This window comes from Kribbella polygonati (assembly GCF_050320105.1).
Classification (GTDB): domain Bacteria; phylum Actinomycetota; class Actinomycetes; order Propionibacteriales; family Kribbellaceae; genus Kribbella.
The window spans coordinates 778,391-796,537 of sequence record NZ_CP190129.1; the positions used below are offsets into that span (position 1 = coordinate 778,391).

16 protein-coding genes are annotated in these 18,147 nt (G+C 70.6%); 13 read left to right on the forward strand and 3 right to left on the reverse strand.

The features are described from left to right. Window positions 1–4 precede the first annotated feature (4 nt). The 11 genes from ACQHIV_RS03695 (at window position 5) to ACQHIV_RS03745 (ending at window position 12,100) form a co-directional block, all read left to right on the forward strand. Window positions 5–1,285 carry an ABC transporter substrate-binding protein gene (locus ACQHIV_RS03695; RefSeq protein WP_427891647.1) on the forward strand — a complete coding sequence of 427 codons (1,281 nt, stop codon included), beginning with the start codon at window positions 5–7 and terminating at the stop codon, window positions 1,283–1,285. Continuing rightward, the gene (locus ACQHIV_RS03700) at window positions 1,285–2,421 is read left to right on the forward strand and encodes an ADP-ribosylglycohydrolase family protein (protein WP_427891649.1); all 1,137 of its coding nucleotides are present in this window, start codon (window positions 1,285–1,287) and stop codon (window positions 2,419–2,421) included. The genes ACQHIV_RS03695 and ACQHIV_RS03700 overlap by 1 nt, the downstream gene beginning before the upstream one ends. A gap of 24 nt (window positions 2,422–2,445) precedes the next feature. Beyond that, window positions 2,446–3,744, forward strand: coding sequence for an ADP-ribosylglycohydrolase family protein (locus ACQHIV_RS03705; RefSeq protein WP_427891651.1), 1,299 nt, complete (start codon window positions 2,446–2,448; stop codon window positions 3,742–3,744). Next, complete coding sequence (locus ACQHIV_RS03710) at window positions 3,734–4,627, forward strand: ribokinase (protein ID WP_427891653.1); 894 nt, start codon at window positions 3,734–3,736, stop codon at window positions 4,625–4,627. The genes ACQHIV_RS03705 and ACQHIV_RS03710 overlap by 11 nt, the downstream gene beginning before the upstream one ends. Beyond that, window positions 4,624–6,606 carry an SUMF1/EgtB/PvdO family nonheme iron enzyme gene (locus ACQHIV_RS03715; protein ID WP_427891655.1) on the forward strand — a complete coding sequence of 661 codons (1,983 nt, stop codon included), beginning with the start codon at window positions 4,624–4,626 and terminating at the stop codon, window positions 6,604–6,606. The genes ACQHIV_RS03710 and ACQHIV_RS03715 overlap by 4 nt, the downstream gene beginning before the upstream one ends. Continuing rightward, window positions 6,603–7,790: a CaiB/BaiF CoA transferase family protein gene (locus ACQHIV_RS03720; protein ID WP_427891657.1), complete on the forward strand. Its 1,188-nt coding sequence runs from the start codon at window positions 6,603–6,605 to the stop codon at window positions 7,788–7,790. Before ACQHIV_RS03715 ends, ACQHIV_RS03720 begins: the two co-directional genes overlap by 4 nt. A 13-nt stretch (window positions 7,791–7,803) precedes the next feature. After that, window positions 7,804–8,649 carry an HpcH/HpaI aldolase/citrate lyase family protein gene (locus ACQHIV_RS03725; protein ID WP_427891658.1) on the forward strand — a complete coding sequence of 282 codons (846 nt, stop codon included), beginning with the start codon at window positions 7,804–7,806 and terminating at the stop codon, window positions 8,647–8,649. Window positions 8,650–8,743: 94 nt separating this feature from the next. Beyond that, on the forward strand, window positions 8,744–10,336 hold the full coding sequence (locus ACQHIV_RS03730; protein WP_427891660.1) for a phytoene desaturase family protein: 1,593 nt from the start codon (window positions 8,744–8,746) through the stop codon (window positions 10,334–10,336). Then, window positions 10,333–10,740, forward strand: a complete 408-nt coding sequence (locus ACQHIV_RS03735; protein WP_427891662.1) for a TIGR03668 family PPOX class F420-dependent oxidoreductase — start codon at window positions 10,333–10,335, stop codon at window positions 10,738–10,740. Before ACQHIV_RS03730 ends, ACQHIV_RS03735 begins: the two co-directional genes overlap by 4 nt. Beyond that, a complete protein-coding gene (locus ACQHIV_RS03740) occupies window positions 10,737–10,859 on the forward strand; it encodes a hypothetical protein (protein ID WP_427891664.1) in 123 nt (40 codons plus the stop codon). Before ACQHIV_RS03735 ends, ACQHIV_RS03740 begins: the two co-directional genes overlap by 4 nt. After that, the gene (locus ACQHIV_RS03745; RefSeq protein ID WP_427891665.1) at window positions 10,856–12,100 is read left to right on the forward strand and encodes an RNA polymerase sigma factor; all 1,245 of its coding nucleotides are present in this window, start codon (window positions 10,856–10,858) and stop codon (window positions 12,098–12,100) included. The genes ACQHIV_RS03740 and ACQHIV_RS03745 overlap by 4 nt, the downstream gene beginning before the upstream one ends. Window positions 12,101–12,337: 237 nt before the next feature. Here ACQHIV_RS03745 and ACQHIV_RS03750 read toward each other — a convergent pair whose 3' ends face one another. Genes ACQHIV_RS03750 through ACQHIV_RS03760 form a run of 3 tightly spaced genes read right to left on the reverse strand, consistent with a single transcriptional unit; the run spans window position 12,338 to window position 15,363 of the window. Continuing rightward, complete coding sequence (locus tag ACQHIV_RS03750) at window positions 12,338–13,315, reverse strand: Gfo/Idh/MocA family protein (protein ID WP_427891667.1); 978 nt, start codon at window positions 13,313–13,315, stop codon at window positions 12,338–12,340. Next, the gene (locus ACQHIV_RS03755; protein WP_427891669.1) at window positions 13,312–14,319 is read right to left on the reverse strand and encodes an alcohol dehydrogenase catalytic domain-containing protein; all 1,008 of its coding nucleotides are present in this window, start codon (window positions 14,317–14,319) and stop codon (window positions 13,312–13,314) included. The genes ACQHIV_RS03750 and ACQHIV_RS03755 overlap by 4 nt, the downstream gene beginning before the upstream one ends. A 60-nt stretch (window positions 14,320–14,379) precedes the next feature. Further along, entirely contained in the window at window positions 14,380–15,363 is a 984-nt protein-coding gene (locus tag ACQHIV_RS03760; protein WP_427891671.1) for a LacI family DNA-binding transcriptional regulator, read from the reverse strand. A gap of 61 nt (window positions 15,364–15,424) precedes the next feature. Between ACQHIV_RS03760 and ACQHIV_RS03765 the strand changes: the two genes are divergently transcribed. Further along, complete coding sequence (locus ACQHIV_RS03765) at window positions 15,425–16,723, forward strand: acyl-CoA dehydrogenase family protein (protein ID WP_427891673.1); 1,299 nt, start codon at window positions 15,425–15,427, stop codon at window positions 16,721–16,723. After that, a complete protein-coding gene (locus tag ACQHIV_RS03770; protein ID WP_427891675.1) occupies window positions 16,723–17,925 on the forward strand; it encodes an acyl-CoA dehydrogenase family protein in 1,203 nt (400 codons plus the stop codon). The genes ACQHIV_RS03765 and ACQHIV_RS03770 overlap by 1 nt, the downstream gene beginning before the upstream one ends. Window positions 17,926–18,147 lie beyond the last annotated feature (222 nt).

Here is an 18,147-nt window from a genome sequence, read left to right on the forward strand (position 1 = left end):
GGTAATGAAGAAGGTCATGACCGCGTTGTTCGCGGCGGGCGCACTGGTGGCGCTCGCGGCGTGTGGGGGCAACAGCAACGACAACAGCAGCTCGGGCAGCTCCACCGAGAAGGTGACGCTGAAGTTCCAGAGCCTCGCCTTCCAGAAGACCACGGTCACGGCGACCAAGAAGATCGTCGCCGACTGGAACGCGGCCAACCCGAACATCCAGGTCGAGTACGTCCAGGGCAGCTGGGACTCGGTGCACGACCAGCTGGTCACCCAGTTCCAGGGCGGTACCGCGCCGGACATCATCCACGACGAGTCCGCCGACATCACCGGTTTCATCAACCAGGGCTACCTCGCGGACCTCTCGCCGTACCTGAGCCAGGAGACCAAGGACGCCGTCTCGCAGGGCGTCTGGGACACCACCTCGAAGGACGGCAAGATCTACGGCGCGCCGACGCTGCTGCAGTCGTACGTCGTGTTCGGCAACACCGCGATGCTCAAGGCCGCCGGGATCACCGCGACCGGTGACTCGCTCAGCTGGGACGACCTGGCCGCGGACGCGAAGAAGCTGACCTCGGGCGGCAAGTACGGTCTCGGCTGGGGCCTGAAGAGCCCGACCGCGACGATGCTGAACCTCGGCCTGAACTTCGACGCGAAGTACTTCGACGGCAGCGGCACCGACGCGAAGGCGGTCGTCGGCGACGCCGAGCTGGAGGTCCCGAAGCGGATCCACGCGATGGCGTACGACGACAAGTCGATCGACCCGACCTCGCTGACCCAGGGCGGCACCGACGTACTGCCCGGGTTCTACGCCGGCAAGTACGGGATGATCGTCGCGGGCAACTACGTCGCGCAGCAGATCCTCGCCGAGGCGCCGAAGGGCTTCCAGTGGGAGGTGCTGCCGCCGCTGAAGGGCACCAGCAGCAAGCAGGCCGCGAACCCGCAGACCCTGTCGGTGCCGGCCGAGGGCAAGCACGTCGAGCAGGCGGCGAAGTTCATCGACTACTTCATGAAGGCCGACAACCTGGCCGCGGTCGGCCAGGGCGACCAGCTGATCCCGAGCACGCAGGCCGCCCGGGACGCGATCCAGAAGGCGACCGGCGGGAAGAACGGCTGGCAGCAGACGCTTGCCTCCGGCACCGAACTCACCAAGGCGCCGTTCCAGAGCGTCGACAACTACCCGAAGTGGAAGGACCAGATCGCGACGCCGGCGTTCCAGGAGTTCCTGGCGAACAAGACCGATCTGCAGGCACTGGGCAAGAAGCTGAGCGACGGATGGGGGCAGGTCAACAACTGATGTCCTTGCTGGAGGAGAAAGCTACGGGGGTCCTCGCCGGCTCCGCGGTCGGTGACGCGATCGGTGGCGCCGTCGAGGGCTGGACGCCGGAGGCGATCCGGGAACGGCACGGCGGCTGGGTGACCGGCATCGTCGGCCCGTGGTACGACGACTGGCGCACCGCGCGCCCGATCGCGCCGTACCACAAGGGCGACGGGCACATCACCGACGACACCTTGATGACGCACGCACTGGTCGAGGTGTACGACGAACGCCGTACCCACCTGGACGCCTACGCGGTCGCGGAGTCGCTGGTGCCGAAGATGCTGAACGGGCCCCGCTGGGTCCCGGAGCTCGAGGCGGACGCGTTGCTGCTGCAGCGGGTGTTCCTGGCCGAGAAGTGGCTGGTCGCCCGGCTGCACTACGGGCACGTCGACCCGCGTGAGGCCGGCGTCGGCAACATCGTGAACTGCGGCGCGGCGATGTACATGGCCCCGGTCGGGATCGCCAACGCGGGCGATCCCGAGGGCGCGTACGCCGAGGCGTTGGACGTCGCGGGTGCGCACCAGTCGAGCTACGGGCGGGAGGCGGCCGGCGTGTTCGCGGCCGCCGTCGCCGCCGCGATGACGCCGGGGGCGACCCCGGCGTCCGCCGTCGACGCCGCGCTGGGACTGGCCGAGGACGGCACTCGGAGGGCCGTCGAGGCGGTCGCCGAAGCGGCCCAGGGAATCACCGACTGGGAGCAGGCGATCCCGGTCCTGCGGAAGGCGATCGAGCCGTACGACACGGTCGGGCCGAACTACCGCGAGCTGTCGATGGACGCCCGGCGGCCGAGCCGGACGAAGGCGATCGAGGAACTGCCGGTGGCGCTCGGGTTCGTGCTCGTCTCCGAGGGAGACGTCCGGCGGGCCGTGCTCGGCGGGACGAACTACGGGCGGGACGCGGACTCGATCGCGTCGATGGCCGGTGCTGTCACTGGGGCCCTCCAAGGTCTGCGCGGCGTGCCGCAGGACTGGGTGAGCGAGATCGGGGCGGCGAGCAAGACGGATCTGCTGGCGCCCGGCCGGGTGATGGCTGCGGTCGCGCAGGACATCCGTGCGGCCGACGCGGAGCGGTGGGCGCGGCGGAACGCGGCGCTGGACGGACTGACGCGATGACGAAGTACTGGAGAGACTGACGCGATGAGATTGACGTGGGTGCAGCCGGAGGACCTCCTGCCGCACCAGCTGGTCCAGGCGCGGTCCGAGGGGATCGACGTCACGGACGTGCAGGCGCGCTGGATCGCCGCCGGCGGTACGACGGACGCACCGGTGTCCGGCGCCTCCGACGAGCCGGCGACGCCCGCGCTGCGGGCGCTCGCCCGGGAACTGCTGGAGGTGCTCGACGCCAGAACAGGGGACTGGCGTGAACCCACCGTCCCGGAGTTGCCGTTGCTCGGGGAAGCCCGCGACCTGGAGGCCCGCACGCTGAACGCGTGGCTCGGCCGGTGCGCCGGGAACCTGCTCGGCAAGCCGGTCGAGAAGATCCCGCGCGCGGGCATCCGGGAGATCCTGGAGAGCTCGGGCCAGTGGCCACTCACGCAGTACATCACCGCGGCCGGCGTACCGGACGAGATCCAGCAGCGCTGGCCGTGGAACCGGCGGTCGAAGCCGACCAGCCTCCGTGAGGTCATCGACGGGATGCCCGAGGACGACGACATCAACTTCGCGATCCTCGCGCTGCTGATGATGGAGCGCTTCGGGCCGGACCTGAGCACCGAGGACGTGGCGCAGAGCTGGCTCGGCGACCTGCCGGCCGGCCGCGTCTTCACCGCCGAACGTGTTGCCTACCGCAACCTCCTCGAAGGCGTCGAGCCCGCTCGGGCCGCTGTGGTCGGCAACCCGTTCCGGGAGTGGATCGGCGCGCAGATCCGTACCGACGCGTACGGCTGGGCGCACCCCGGCGACCGTACGGCGGCCGCCCGGCTGGCGCTCGTCGACGCCCGGCTCAGCCACACCGGCGCCGGGGTGGACGGCGCGCTCTGGGTGGCCGCGATGTCCGCGGCGGCGCTGGTCCTGGACGACCCGGTCGAGGCCGCGACCGCCAGCCTGGAGGCGGTGGACGGCCAGGGCGCGATCGCGCGTGCGGTCCGCTTCGGGCTCACGCTCGCCGACGCCGGTCTGGACGAGGCGCTCGACGCTTTGCACGCGGAGTACGGCGACCTGCACTGGGTACACGCGGTGAACAACACCGCACTCACCGCCTACGCCCTGACGGCTCCGGACTTCGGGACCGCGATCGGCCGCGCCGTGATGGGCGGCTGGGACACCGACTCGGCCGGTGCCACCGTGGGCGCGGTTTTTGGCGCCACGCGCGGGGTTCCGGCAGAGTGGTCGGAACCACTGGACAACCGGGTGGCCACCAGCCTTCCCGGAATGAACCAGATCGCGATCGACGAGCTGGCGCGGCGGACTGTGGAGGTGGCCCGGGGTGGAGCCTGAGGTTGTAGTTGTAGGTAGCGCGAACGTGGACCTGGTCCTCCCGGTCCAGCGGATCCCGCGGCCGGGGGAGACGGTGCTCGCCGGGCTGATGACCCGTGGCCCGGGCGGCAAGGGCGCGAACCAGGCGGTCGCGGCCGCGCGCGCCGGCGCCCGTACGGCGATGGTGGTCGCGCTCGGCGACGACGAGGGCGGCGCGCTGCTCCGGGACGCGCTGGACGGCGTGGACCTGGCGCTGGCGACCACGAGCAAGGCCCCGACCGGTACGGCGATCATCACCGTCGAGGAGAGCGGCGAGAACTCGATCGTCGTAGCGCCCGGTGCGAACGGCGAGCTGACGCTGTCCGGCGCCGCGCTGGCCGCGATCGGCCGGGCGAAGGTCGTGCTCGCGCAGCTGGAGATCCCGTTCGGCACGGTCCAGGCGGCGGCCGCGGCGGCGGCGTACTTCATCCTGAACGCGGCCCCGGCCGCGGAGCTGTCCGACGAGCTGCTCGCCGAGGTCGACCTGCTGGTGGTGAACGAGACCGAGGCCGAGGCGATCGCCGGGCCGGACCGGTCCGCGCTGCTCGGCAAGGTCCCGGCAGCGGTGGTCACGCTGGGTGGTGCGGGCGCGGTGATCCTGACCCGGGACGCCGACGAGATCACGGTCCCCGGCGTACCGGTGGAGGTGGTCGACACCACTGCCGCGGGCGACACGTTCTGCGGGGTGCTGGCCGCGGCATTGGCTGCCGTGTCAGCTAACGACTCGGTCACGACAAGCGACCTGACGAACGCGGTCCGACGCGCTAACGTTGCTGCTTCATTAAGTGTTCAGGCCGCGGGGGCGATTCCCTCGGTGCCTCACGGGGATGCAATCGACGCGCGTTATGCGGAGGTATACCTGTGAACCCGCTCGAACCGCGGCCGATCGATCTACCGACCCTGGTGGACCCGACGGCCGACGTGTCCTTCCTGGACGACGCCAAGATCATCGGCGCCCCGGAGGACCCGGCCGACCTGCCGCGGTGGCGTGCCACGCTCGCCGAGTGGAAGGCCGGCGCCCTCGAGCGGACCCGGTACGACGGTTCGCACTACGCGGAGCCCGGTCGCGAGTGGACCCAGACGGCGTACTCGGTGGCGCTCGTCTGGCTCTGGGACGACCTGCTGTACGACGTCCGCACCGGGAAGTTCACGCCGTCGAAGTTCGTCGAGCACGGGGTCGCGGAGTTCGGCGGGTACGACGCGATCGTGCTCTGGCACGCGTACCCGGTGATCGGCATCGACGACCGGAACCAGTTCGACTTCTACCGCGACGTACCCGGGCTGCGGCAACTGGTCGACGACCTGCACGAGCTCGGCCTGCGGGTGTTCTTCGACTACAACCCGTGGGACGTCGGCACCCGCCGGGCGGCCCGCCCGGACGCGGACGAGTTCGCTTCGCTGGTCAGCGACTACACCGTTGACGGCGTGTTCCTGGACACCCTGAAGGAGGGCGACCCGGCGTTCGCGCGGGCGATCCGGGCGGCGAACCCGGCGATCGCGCTGGAGGGCGAGTCACGGTTGCCGCTGGCAAGGATCGGCGACCACGCGCTGTCCTGGGCACAGTGGTTCGCCGACACGCATGCGCCCGGCGTACTGCGCGCGCACCTGTTCGAGCGCCGGCACATGATGCACCACACCCGCCGCTGGAACCGCGACCACAGCGACGAGCTGCAGTCCGCGTGGGTGAACGGCGTCGGCATGCTGGTCTGGGAGTCGGTGTTCTCGGCCTGGGTCGGCTGGAACGCCCGGGACCGCGCGACGCTGCGCCGGATGGTTGCCGCGCAGCGCGCGTTCGCGCCGGTGCTGATCGACGGCGACTGGATCCAGCTCACCCCGGAGATTCCGGACAAGGCCCGCGCGCACGGCGTCTACGGATCCCGGTTCGACCTCGCCGACATCACCTTCTGGACGTTGGTCAACCGCGACGAGGAGGACTTCGAGGGCATCGTGCTGCGCTCGGAGGACCAGGTCGGGGACTGGTACGACGTGACCTCGGGCGTCCCGATCACCGCGGACGACGACGGCGTTCACCTGGTCGTACCGGGTCGTGGCGTGGCCGGGATCGTCCGGGTCGGCGCGACCGCCGGCGCCTCCTGCCGGGCGACCGCGCGCAAGCTGGGGACGTTGCCGCGGGCGCATGTCGCCGAGTCCGCGTTCCCGATGCGGCCGGCCGCGCTGGTCGACGTACCGTCGGTGTCCGGTGAGGCGTCGATCGGTGCTGCGGTGGAGGTGCCCGCCGGTCCTCGTACGCTGACGGTGAAGCATCGGCGGCGGGAGACCGGGCTGTACGACACAGCGCCGTACGTCGAGGAGTGGAAGCCGCTGCCGCCCCGCCTGCACGACCAGCAGACCGTGACGCGCGAGGTCTCGCTGCCGGGCATCTCGGTGGCGGTCGCCGAGGTGACGAATGCTCAGTATCTGACCTTCCTGCAGGCGACCGGATACCAGCCGCTGGTGGCGAACCGGTTCCTGAAGCACTGGGCCGACGGTGCACCGGTGCCGGGGACCGAGGACGAGCCGGTGACGTACGTCGAGCTGGCGGACGCGCGGGCCTACGCCGCCTGGCGTGGCGGTCGGCTGCCTACCGAGGACGAGTGGCAGGTCGCCGCGGGGGTCGAAGGTTTCGTACGGCGGGAGCCGTTGGTGTGGAACCTGACCGAGAGCGAGTACCGCGACGGCCGCAGCCGGTTCTGCATTCTCAAGGGTGGTTCGGACTACCGGGCCGAGGGCTCCGACTGGTATGCCGACGGCGGGCCGCAGGAGCCTGAGGTCAGCTTCAAGCTGGTGCTCACCGGCGGCGGGCTGGACCGGTCGGCGACCATCGGTTTCCGGTGCGCGGGATGAGACCTGCCGCCCTCGACGGTGTGAAGGTGCTGGAGGCCGCGACGCTGTTCGCGGGACCACTGGCGGCGACCTTCCTCGGCGACTTCGGCGCCGACGTCACGAAGATCGAGCACCCGTCCCGGCCCGATGCTGCCCGTACGCACGGTGCGTCGAAGGACGGGGTCGGGCTGTGGTTCAAGACCCTCGGCCGGAACAAGCGCCTCGCGACGCTGGACCTGTCTCGCGGCCGGGATGTGTTCCTGTCGTTGGTCAAGTCTCATGATGTGCTGGTCGAGAACTTCCGGCCCGGGACGCTGGAGCGCTGGGGGCTCGGTCCGGACGTGTTGCTCGAGGCGAATCCGCGGCTGGTGATCGCGCGGGTGACCGCGTTCGGGCAGGTCGGGCCGTGGTCGCGGCGGCCCGGGTTCGGGTCGCTGGCCGAGGCGATGAGCGGGTTCGCGGCGGTCACCGGCGAGCCGGACGGTCCGCCGACGCTGCCGCCGTTCGGCCTCGCGGACGGGATCACCGCGCTCGCCACGGCGTACGCCGTCCTGGTCGCGTTGCGGGAGCGGGATCGCTCCGGGTCGGGGCAGGTGATCGACATGGCGATCATCGAGCCGATCCTGATGATGCTCGGCGGCGGCATCACGGCGTACCAGCAGACCGGGTACGTGCAGCCGCGGCTCGGGAACCGGTCGTCGAACAACGCGCCGCGGAACGTGTACAAGACCGCTGACGGTCGCTGGGTGGCGGTGTCGACGAGTTCGCAGAGCATCGCCGAGCGGGTCGTCACGCTGGTCGGGCGCGCGGACCTGGTCGCGCAGCCGTGGTTCGCGACCGGGCGGGAGCGCGCGCAGCACGCCGACGAACTGGACGAGGCGGTCGGATCGTGGATCGCTGCGCGTCCGTTGGATCTCGTGATGGCGGAGTTCGAGAAGGCCGAGGCCGCGGTCGGGCCGGTGCACGACATCCGCGGCATCGTGAGCGATCCGCAGTACGCCGCGCTCGGCACGATCGTCAGCGTCGACGACGACGAGCTCGGCGGTCCGGTGGAGATGCAGAACGTGTTGTTCCGGCTGTCCGAGTCGCCGGGGGAGATCAAGTGGGCCGGACGCCCGCACGGCGCGAACACCGACGAGGTGCTCGCCGAGATCGGCGTCACGCCCGACCAGCTCGCCGCGCTGCGGGCAGCAGGAGTCGTGTGAGGGGGAGTTCTGGGTGCTGACCGCACTGTACGTCCCGGCCAACCGGCCGGACCGGTTCGCGAAAGCCGTTGCCGCGGGCCCCGATCTGGTGGTGTTCGACCTGGAGGACGCGGTACCCGTCGCCGACAAGGCGGACGCCCGCGGCTGGGCCGTGGCGTGGGTGGCGGCGAACGCCGCACGGCCGGTCGAGATCCGGGTGAACGCGTTGCACTCGCCGTGGATCGCGGACGACCTGGCCGCGATCTCCGCCGTACGGTCGGTGCGCCTGCGGGTGCCGAAGGTGGAGAGCGCCGCCGATGTGCAAGCCGTACTCGAAAAGGTGCCGTCAGCAAGGATCACGGCGTTGATCGAGTCGCCGCTGGGGGTGGAGCGCGCGTTCGAGATCGCAACCGCGAGCCCGCAGGTGGTCGCCGTCGCGCTGGGCGAGGCAGACCTGTCCAGCGCGCTGGGCGTAGACGGTCCCGCCGGCCTCGCCTGGTCGCGCGCACGACTCGTCTCAGCCTCCCGAGCGGCCGGCCTAGGCGCCCCGATGATGTCGGTGTACCCGAACGTCAACGACCTCGACGGTCTGCGGCACACGTCGCAGGAAGGCCGGGCGCTCGGATTCGTCGGCCGTACGGCGATCCACCCGAGGCAACTGTCCACGATCGTGGAAGCCTTCACGCCGACGCCCGCGCAGGTAGCTGCCGCGCAGGAGTTGCTGGACGCGGTCGAGAAGGCAGACGTCGCCGGCGGCGGCGTACTGGTGCTCCCCGACGGCCGAATGGTCGACCCGGCGATGATCGGCCGTGCCCGCGAGGTCACGGCGCTCGCGCGGGAGATCCGAACCTCCGCCACTCACCAACCACCGGCGAGCTAGCCGGTGCACGCTCAGCCGCTCGAGCAACGGCGTCGGCGGCGTGTGTTGGTGAGTGGGACGGGTCCGCGGGAACCTGTCGGCTAAGGTCTTAGGCATGCTGCCGCGCAGTGTTGACGCCGTGGTGATCGGTTCGGGGCCGAACGGGCTGGTGAGCGCGATCACGCTTGCCGACGCGGGCTGGGACGTCCTGGTGCTGGAGGCCGCCGACACGTTCGGTGGCGCCGTGCGGTCGATCGAGGACGGCGGCTGGATCAGCGATCGTTTCAGTTCGAACTACCCGCTCGGGGTCGCGTCGCCGGTGATCCGCGCGCTGGAGCTGGAGAAGTTCGGGCTCAAGTGGGCCCATGCGCCGCTGTCGCTCGTCCATCTGCTCGACGAGGACGGCGCCGCCGCCGCGATCCACCCGGATCCGGAGGACACCGCGAAGTCGCTCGGCGCGGAGCACCCCGGCGACGGCGAGGCCTGGCTGCGGCTGTATCAGCAGTACGTCGCGGTCCGCGAGCCGCTGCTGAACGCGCTGCTCACCACCTGGCCGCCGGTCGGCCCGGGGCTGAAGCTGGCCCGGAAGCTCGGGTCCGCGGGGGAGCTGCTGCGGTTCGCCCGGTTCATGGCGATGCCGATGCACCGGATGGGGCAGGAGCTGTTCGACGGGCGGCACGGTCCGGCGATCATCGCCGGGAACGCCCTGCACGCGGACGCGCCGTTGTCGGGCAGCGTCAGCGGGACGATGGGCTGGCTGCTCGCGATGCTGGCGCAGGACGTCGGGTACCCGGTCGCGACCGGCGGCTCGTCCGCGTTCTCGGGCGCGCTCGTACGACGGGCCGAACGGGCCGGGGCCCTCCTGGTGGCCGGCATGCCGGTCACCGGCGTCGACGTCGCCGGCGGTCGCGCCACCGGCGTACGGACCGCCTCCGGTGAGACGGTGACGGTCGGGCGGGCGGTGATCGCGGACACCTCGGCGCCGGTGCTGTACGGCGAGTTGTTGCCGGAGGCCCTCGTTCCGGGCGGGCTGCGGCGGGACCTGGACGAGCGGTTCGAGTGGGACTACCCGACCGTCAAGCTGAACTTCCGGCTCAGCGGGCCGATCCCGTGGACGGCACCCGAGGCGCGGTCGGCGGGCGTCGTACATCTCGGCGGTACGGCGGACGACCTGGTGCACCTGTCCGCGGACCTGGACACCGGGCGGGTGCCGTCGCAGCCGTTCCTGCTGATCGGGCAGACCACGAAGGCGGACCCGACCCGGTCGCCGGCGGGGACCGAGGCGGTGTGGGCGTACGCGCACCTGCCGCGCGGGATCGCCGACGACGCGTCGGCGGAGAAGCTGGCCGGGCGGATGGAGCGCGCGATCGAGCGGTTCGCTCCGGGGTTCGGCGACCTGATCGTCGGCCGGGACCTGCAGCGGCCGTCCGGGCTGGAGTCCGGGAACGCCGCGCTCGGGTTCGGGGCGCTGGGCGGCGGGACGATGCAGTTGCACCAGCAGCTGGTCTTCCGGCCGACGATCGGACTGGGCAGCGCGCGGACCTTCGTCGACGGGCTCTACCTCGGCAGCTCCGCGATCCACCCCGGCGGCGGCGTCCACGGAGCCTGCGGCCACCTGGCCGCCCGGACCGCCCTCCGCGACGCCTCCCTGCTCGGCCCGCTCACCCGCAAACTCCCCACCGCGGCCCTTCGCCACCTCCAACGGTGAAGCTCGACGAGGCAGCCTGCAGGGCACGGGTGGCCGCCGCCCGCGTCGGGCGACTGGCCACGGTCGGGGCTGATCTCCGGCCGCATCTCGTACCGGTGACGTACGCCGTCCATGGTGACTCGCTGTACGTCGCGGTCGACCAGAAGCCGAAGACGACCACCGCGCTGAAGCGCCTGCGCAACATCGCCGCCCACCCGGAAGTCGCGCTGCTCGTCGACGAGTACGACGAGGACTGGACACACCTGTGGTGGGTCCGCGTGGACGGCACGGCTCACGTGGTGCCTGAGGAACCGGCGGCGGTGGAGTTGCTGGTGGCGAAGTACCCGCAGTACGAGTCCGACCCGCCGCGAGGCCCGGTGATCGTGATCAGGGCCGACGGGTGGTCCGGGTGGTCGTTCAAGTGAGGACAGAGCGACAGGAGATGTCGGCCCGGAGCGGCGATGCGCACGCTCAGCCGATCGGCGGAGTGGTGCTGATCGACGTACATGTCCTGTCGCTGTGCACGCTAGGCTCGGCGGGGTGAGCGTGGAGGGGCTGTTGCGGGAGCTCGCGCCGCAGGTGCTGGGGTTCTTGGCGCGGCGGCACGGGCAGTTCGACCTGTGTGAGGACGCCGTACAGGAGGCGCTGCTGGCGGCGGCGACGCAGTGGCCGGTGGACGGCGTACCCGGGAATCCGCGGGGCTGGTTGATCACGGTCGCGACGCGGCGGCTGACGGATGTGTTCCGGAGCGAGAGTGCGCGGCGGCGGCGTGAGGACAACCTGGCGGCGATGGCCGGGCCGGAGGAGCTGGTTGCCCCGGGCGCCGATGCGGACTCGGTGCCGGATGCCGACGACACGTTGACGCTGCTGTTCCTGTGCTGCCATCCGGCGGTCACGCCCGCGTCCCAGGTGGCGTTGACGTTGCGGGCCGTCGGTGGTCTGACGACGGCGGAGATCGCCCGTGCGTTCATGGTGCCCGAGGCAACGATGGCGCCGCGGATCAGCCGCGCGAAGAAGAGCATCAAGGCGGCGGGCAGCCGGTTCGAGATGCCGCCGGCGGCCGAGCAGGCGGAGCGGCTCCGCGTGGTGCTGCAGGTGCTGTACCTGATCTTCAACGAGGGGTACACCGCCAGCTCGGGGGAGGAGCTGCAGCGGGTCGAGCTGACCGCGGAGGCGATCCGGCTGGCGCGGATGCTGCGTACGGCGCTCCCGGACGACGGCGAGGTCGCGGGCCTGCTCGCGTTGATGCTCCTCACCGACTCCCGCCGCGCCGCGCGGACCACCTCCGACGGCGGCCTGGTCCCGATCGACGAGCAGGACCGTTCGCGGTGGGACCGCGCACAGATCACCGAAGGCGCCGACCTGATCCTGCACACGCTCCAGCGGGGCACCGTCGGCCCGTACCAGCTGCAGGCCGCGATCGCCGCCGTACATGCCGAGGCGCCGAGCGCGGACGCGACCGACTGGCAGCAGATCCACGCGCTGTACCTGGTGCTGGAGAAGTTCGCGCCGAACCCGATGGTCACGCTCAACCGCGCGATCGCCCTCGCCCAGGTAGACGGCCCGCAGGCGGGCCTCGACCTGCTGGCGACCATCGAGGACGACAAGAACATCACCGAGACCCACCGCCTGGACGCCGCCCGAGCCCACCTCTACGAACGCCTCGGCGACCTACCCAAGGCCCACACCCACTACCTCGCCGCCGCCCGCCGCACCACCAGCCTCCCCGAACAACGCTACCTCCAGGCAAAGGCCGAGGCCATCGCCGCACCGAAGAACGGGTAGTACTCGCCGTTCACCGGAGTCGCCACGCTCAGGGCCACCTCCCCGGAGGGCGGTTTGGGGGAGTACTACCCGTTCGTCGGTACACAACTCACCGGTAGACCGTCTCGTGGGGCTCGATCGCGGCGTACCTGCGGGCGAAGGTGGACGCGATCGGTGTACCGAAGGACGGGTAGTGCCGGCCGCTCATCGGAGCCGCCACGCTCAGCACGCCTTCCCGGAGAGTGGTTTAGGGGAGTACTACCCGTTCGTCGGTACACAACTCACCCGGCGACCGGTCTCGTGGGACTCGATTGCGGTCTGGGCCAGGTGGAGGGTGCGGCGGCCGGTGCGGGCGTGGACGGGGGGTTCGGCGCCCGTGCGGAGGGCTTCGAGGACGGCGTCGACGTGGCGGTCGAAGGTGCCGGCGAAGTTGCGGGACTCGTCGTCGAAGTACGTCGACTGCCAGCGCCGTTCTACCGGGTCGCCGGGTTTGCTGAAGCTCAGCGACCGGACCGTGTCGTGGATGACGAGGCGCCCTTCCGTGCCGTTGATCTCGAGGTGGTGCGTATCCGGATACGCGTACGACGAGTCGTAGCTGCCGAGCATCGTGCCGACCGCGCGGTTCGCGAAGTCGAGCGCGAGCGCGACCGTGCTGAACGCGCCGTACGTCTTGTCGGTCATGTGCGCGGAGATCCCGGCGATCGGGCCGACCAGGTGCTCGAGCATGTCGAAGCCGTGGCACTGCGTCTCGATCAGGTTCGCGTGCGGAGACCCACCGCGGTTCGCCTCCCCACCGAAGCGCCAGGTGGCGAACACCAGATCGCCCAGCTCGCCGGCGTCGATCAGCGCCTTCGCGCGTTGCACGGGTTCGGCGTACCGGTGGTTGAAGTTGATCGCGAAGAAGTTGCCTCCGGCATCGTCGAGCAAGGTGTCGGCCTGCTGCAGATCGAACACGAGCGGCTTCTCCACAAGCAGCGGAATCCCCGTATGGACAAGCTTGAGCGTGACCTCGAAGTGCTCCTCGTTGGGCAGACACACCGTGATCAGCTCGGGGCGCTCGCGCTCCAGCATCAGGTCGAGATCGGTGTACGCCGTGGTGCCGTACCGCTCGGCCCGCGCCCGGGTGCGCTCCGCGGTCCGCCCCACGACCGCGACCAGCTCGGTGTCCTCGCGGCGGGAGAAGATCCGCGCGTGCTGCTCTCCCCAGCCGCCGGCGCCGACGACCGCGACCCTCACGACGCGCCCTCCTGGGTGATGACGACCTTGCCGGTCTCCCCGGCCATGAACAGCCGGAACGCCTCCGCGATCTCGGACACCGGGAAGCGGTGGCTGATCACCCGCGAGATCAGTTCCTGGTGCTCCGCGAGCAGCGCGAGGTTGCCTGGCATCTCGTCGTACCGGAAGTACTCGCTGCCGAGGACCGCGTGCTCGGGGCTGATCAGGTCGTCGGACACGTTGAGGCTCACGCCCTCGCCGTGGCCGACGCAGATCAGGACGCCCCGCTTGCCGATGATGTCGAGGGCTCCCCGCCGCGCGGACTCCTTGCCGGAGGCATCGAACGCGACGTCCGGGTTCCCGGCCGCCCGCAGGTCGCCGGCCAGCAGCGGGATCGCGCCGAACGTCGCCGCGAAGTCCAGCCGCCACCGTGATACGTCGGAGATGTAGACCGGTACGTCGGCGCCGTACTTGAGCTTGCTCATCACGGTCAGCCCGAGCCCGATCGGCCCGGCGCCGGCGATGTAGACGCTCTCGACGTCCTGCCGGACCAGCGCGGCCCGGCCGAGCGCGTGGCTGCTGGTTCCCATCACGTCGAGCAGCATGGTGGCGTTGCCGATCTCGACGTCGTCGGTGATCGGGAAGAAGTTGGACTCGTGGACCACCTCGTACGGTCCGTAGCCGCCGTCGTGGGTGAAGCCCATGTCGGCCCGTTTCGCGAAGCACTGGTTGGTGGCGCCGTACCGGCAGCTGCGGCACTCGCCGCAGTAGTCCATCAGGAACACCGCACCGCGGGTGCCGACGGGTGTGCTGGTTCCTTCGCCGGCCTGCAGAACTGTCCCCGCGGCCTCGTGGCCGGGTACGACGGACGAGCCATCGAAGTACTGATGGCGGTCGGTGCCGCAGAGGGCGTTGGCCTGTACGGACAAAAGCAGCTGGCCGGGGCCGGGATCGGGGTAGTCGTGAGCCGCGAACTCGATGTTTCCGGCTCCGGTGAACCTCGGGGCGAGAGCGGTGCGCGTCATGGTGCCGAAATTTACTACGTAGCAAATCCGCCCCACAAGAGGTCGCCGAGGGTTGGTTCGTCAGCGGGTGGAGCTCTCCCGGATCCGGAGCTCGTACCCGGCCATCCGGTGCTGCGGGACGTGCCCATCGTCGACCTGTTCCGCGAGCAGCTCCAGTGCGCTCGCCGCGATGTCGCCGAGCAGCGGCGCGACCGTGCTCAGCGTCGGCGTCGACAGGCTCGACTCGACGATGTCGTCGAACCCGATCACCGACACGTCCTTGGGTACGCCGACCCCGCGGCGGTACAGCGCCTGCAGTACGCCGAGCGCGGCCGAGTCGTTCATCGCGAAGATCCCATCCGGTCGGAGCGCCTCGAAGGTACGGGCGATGGCCGCGGCCGCCGCGGTGGTCGTCCAGTCGCAGGCGACGAGCAGTTCGGGATCGAGCGCCATACCGTGCTTCTTGAGCGCGGCCTGGTACCCCTGCCGGCGGAGTTGGTACGACCGCTTCGGCCCGTGGTTCGCGCCGAGCAGGAGGATCCGCCGGCGGCCCGATTCGAGCAGGTGCGTGACCGCGGCCTGCGCTGCCTCGCGGTTCCGGATGCCGACGTGGTCGATCGTGCTGCCGGGCTCGCGGTCGCCGATCAGCACGACCGGGTGCGCGCCGCGCCGGTCGTCGCGGCCGAGCGAGACCGCGCTCATGATCACGCCGTCGGTGAGGACGTCGCCGCCGCCGCGGAGCAGCTCGAGTTCGGTGTCCCGGTCGCCGCCGGTGGTCTCGACGAGGACCGTCGTACCGCGGTCCCGGGCGGCGCCGACGACCGCCTCGGCGAGGTCGGCGAAGTACCGCTCGCGGAAGCTCGGGACGGCCAGCGTCACGGTGCCGGTGCGGCCGGTGCGGAGCCGGCGGGCGGCGGTGTTCGGGCGGTACCCGAGCGCGTCGAGGCTGGCCTGGACACGGGCGCGGGTGGCGGGGGAGACGTGCACGTAGTCGTTCACCACGTTCGAGACCGTGCGCTGCGAAACGCCGGCGTGCCGCGCCACGTCGGACATGCTCACCGCCATTGCGTCAGGTTATCAACGCGAATGCGTGACCTGAGTTGTAACTTCGGTTTACAGTGGCGGCATGAGCGTTCAGGAAAGGTCCCGGCGGGACGCGATCGGGGTCGGCGTCGCGCTGCTGAACCGGTTGGCCCGCTGGCGGGCGATCGACCGGCTCGGGCTGCGGAAACCGGCCGAGCGGGCGGTCTTCGAGGCCACCAAGACCGGATTCCGGACGGCCGGCGCGCTGTCCCGCCGGTTCACCGCGGCGTCCAAGCTCGCCTCCCCGTCGCGGCTGCCCGCGGCCCGCGGGACCGGGCGGTTCGACCTCACGCCGACCGAGGACCAGCAGCTGATGGTCGAGGTGGTCCGCGAGTTCGCCGCCGACGTACTGCGGCCCGCTGCCGCCGCGGCCGACACCGCGTGTACGACGGACACGAAGATCCTCGACTCCTCGGCCGAGCTCGGGCTGAGCCTGATCGAGGTACCGGAGGAGCTCGGCGGCATCGTCACCGAGCGCTCCACGATGACCGGCGTACTCGTGGCCGAGGCGCTCGCGCACGGCGACATGGGCCAGGCCGTCGCGTGCCTGGCGCCGTCCGCGGTCAGTACGGCGATCTCGCTGTGGGGCGACGAGACCCAGCAGGCGACGTACCTGCCGTCCTTCACCGGGTCCTCGGTACCGCCGGCCGCGCTGGCGCTGCTCGAGCCGCGGGTCCTGTTCGACCCGTTCGAGCTGCGGACGCGGTACACGGGCGGACTGCTGAACGGCGTGAAGTCGCTCGTACCGCGGGCCGCCGAGGCCGAGCTGTTCGTGATCGGCGCGCAGACCGACGCCGGGCCGCGGCTGTTCGTGGTCGAGCCGGACCACCCCGGCGTGACGATCGAGGCCGAGCCGTCGATGGGGCTGCGGGCGGCGTCGCTGTCGCGGGTGATCCTCACCGACGTACCGGCGGTGCCGCTCGGGACCACGGACGACTATCGCGAGTGCGTGCGGCTGTCCCGGCTGGGGTGGTGCGCGCTGGCCCTGGGTACGGCGCGGGCCGTACTGGATTACGTGACGCCGTACGTGAACGGGCGTGAGGCGTTCGGTGAGCCGATCAGTCATCGGCAGTCGGTCGCCTTCATGGTGGCGAACATCGGGATCGAGCTCGAGGGCATGAAGCTGGTCACGTACCGGGCCGGATCGCGTGCGTCGCAAGGGCTTTCGTTCGACCGGGAGGTGGCGCTCGCGCGGCACCTGTGCGCGGAGAAGGGCATGCAGATCGGGACCGACGGCGTACAGCTGCTCGGCGGGCACGGGTTCGTCAAGGAGCATCCGGTCGAACGCTGGTACCGCGACCTGCGGGCCATCGGCATCATGGAAGGCGCGGTGCTGGTCTGATGATCAACCTCGAGACTCCTCGCAAGTTCAAGGCCTTCGTCAACCAGGCGCACCAGGTCGCGGCCGAGATGCTGCGGCCGAACTCACGGCGCTACGACCTGGCCGAGCACGAGTACCCGGTCGAGCTCGACATGCTCGCCGCGATGGTCGACGGATTAGGGGCCTCCGGCACCGGTTCCGGCGCGGGGGCGTCCGGGGTACGGCGTACCGCCGCGGCGGAGGACGGTGTCGTGAACGGGTCCAACCTGTCGTCGGTGCTGTCGATCATGGAGATGTGCTGGGGCGACGTCGGGCTGCTGCTGTCGATGCCGCGCCAGGGCCTCGGGAACTCGGCGATCGCGTCGGTCGCCTCCGACGAACAGCTGAAACGCTTCGAGGGCGTGTGGGCCGCAATGGCGATCACCGAACCCGACTGCGGGTCGGACTCCGCCAGCATCCGCACCACCGCCCGCCTGGACGGCGACTCGTACGTACTGAACGGCGAGAAGATCTTCGTCACGGCAGGCGGCCGCTGCGACGCGGTCGTCGTCTGGGCCACCCTGGACAAGTCCCTCGGCCGGGCCGCGATCAAGTCCTTCGTGGTCATGAAGGACACGCCCGGCATGACCGTCGAGCGCCTCGAACACAAGCTCGGCATCCGCGCCTCCGACACCGCCACGATCCGCTTCGACAACTGCCGCGTCCCCGCCGCGAACCTGCTCGGCACCGCCGACATCGACAAGGGTTTCGCCGGCGTCATGCAGACCTTCGACAACACCCGCCCCCTGGTCGCCGCGATGGCCGTAGGCTGCGCCCGCGCCGCCCTCGAACTCACCCGCGACCTCCTGTCCGAGGCCGGCGTACACATCGACTATGACCGCCCCGCCACCCGCCAGTCCCACGCCGCCGCGACGTACCTGGCCATGGAAGCCGACTGGGAAGCCGCCTACCTCCTCACCCTCCAGGCCGCCTGGATGGCCGACAACGCCCACCCCAACTCCCTCCAAGCCTCCATGGCCAAAGCCAAAGCCGGCCGCACCGCCAACGACATAACCCTCCGCTGCGTATCCCTCACCAACACCCTCGGCTACTCCGAACACCACCTCCTAGAAAAGTGGTCCCGAGACAGCAAAATCCTCGACATCTTCGAAGGCACCCAGCAAATCCAGCAGTTGATCGTCGCCCGCCGCCTCCTCGGCAAAACCTCCGCCGAACTCAAATAGCCTTACCCACAAGGGAATCCTGCCACGTCCAGCACACCCTCACAGGAGTCCTGGGCCAACATCACGGTCGCCGTCCACGGAGCCTTCGTACCCTCTGCTCCGTCGCCCACGGAGTAATCCGCACCAGCCGCCGAGCTCCTTGATGTTGAAACCGTCGGCCAGGGTGATGCTGGCGTAGCAGTGCCGCAGCGCATGAAGGCCGACAGTCCGATCCTTCTTGTA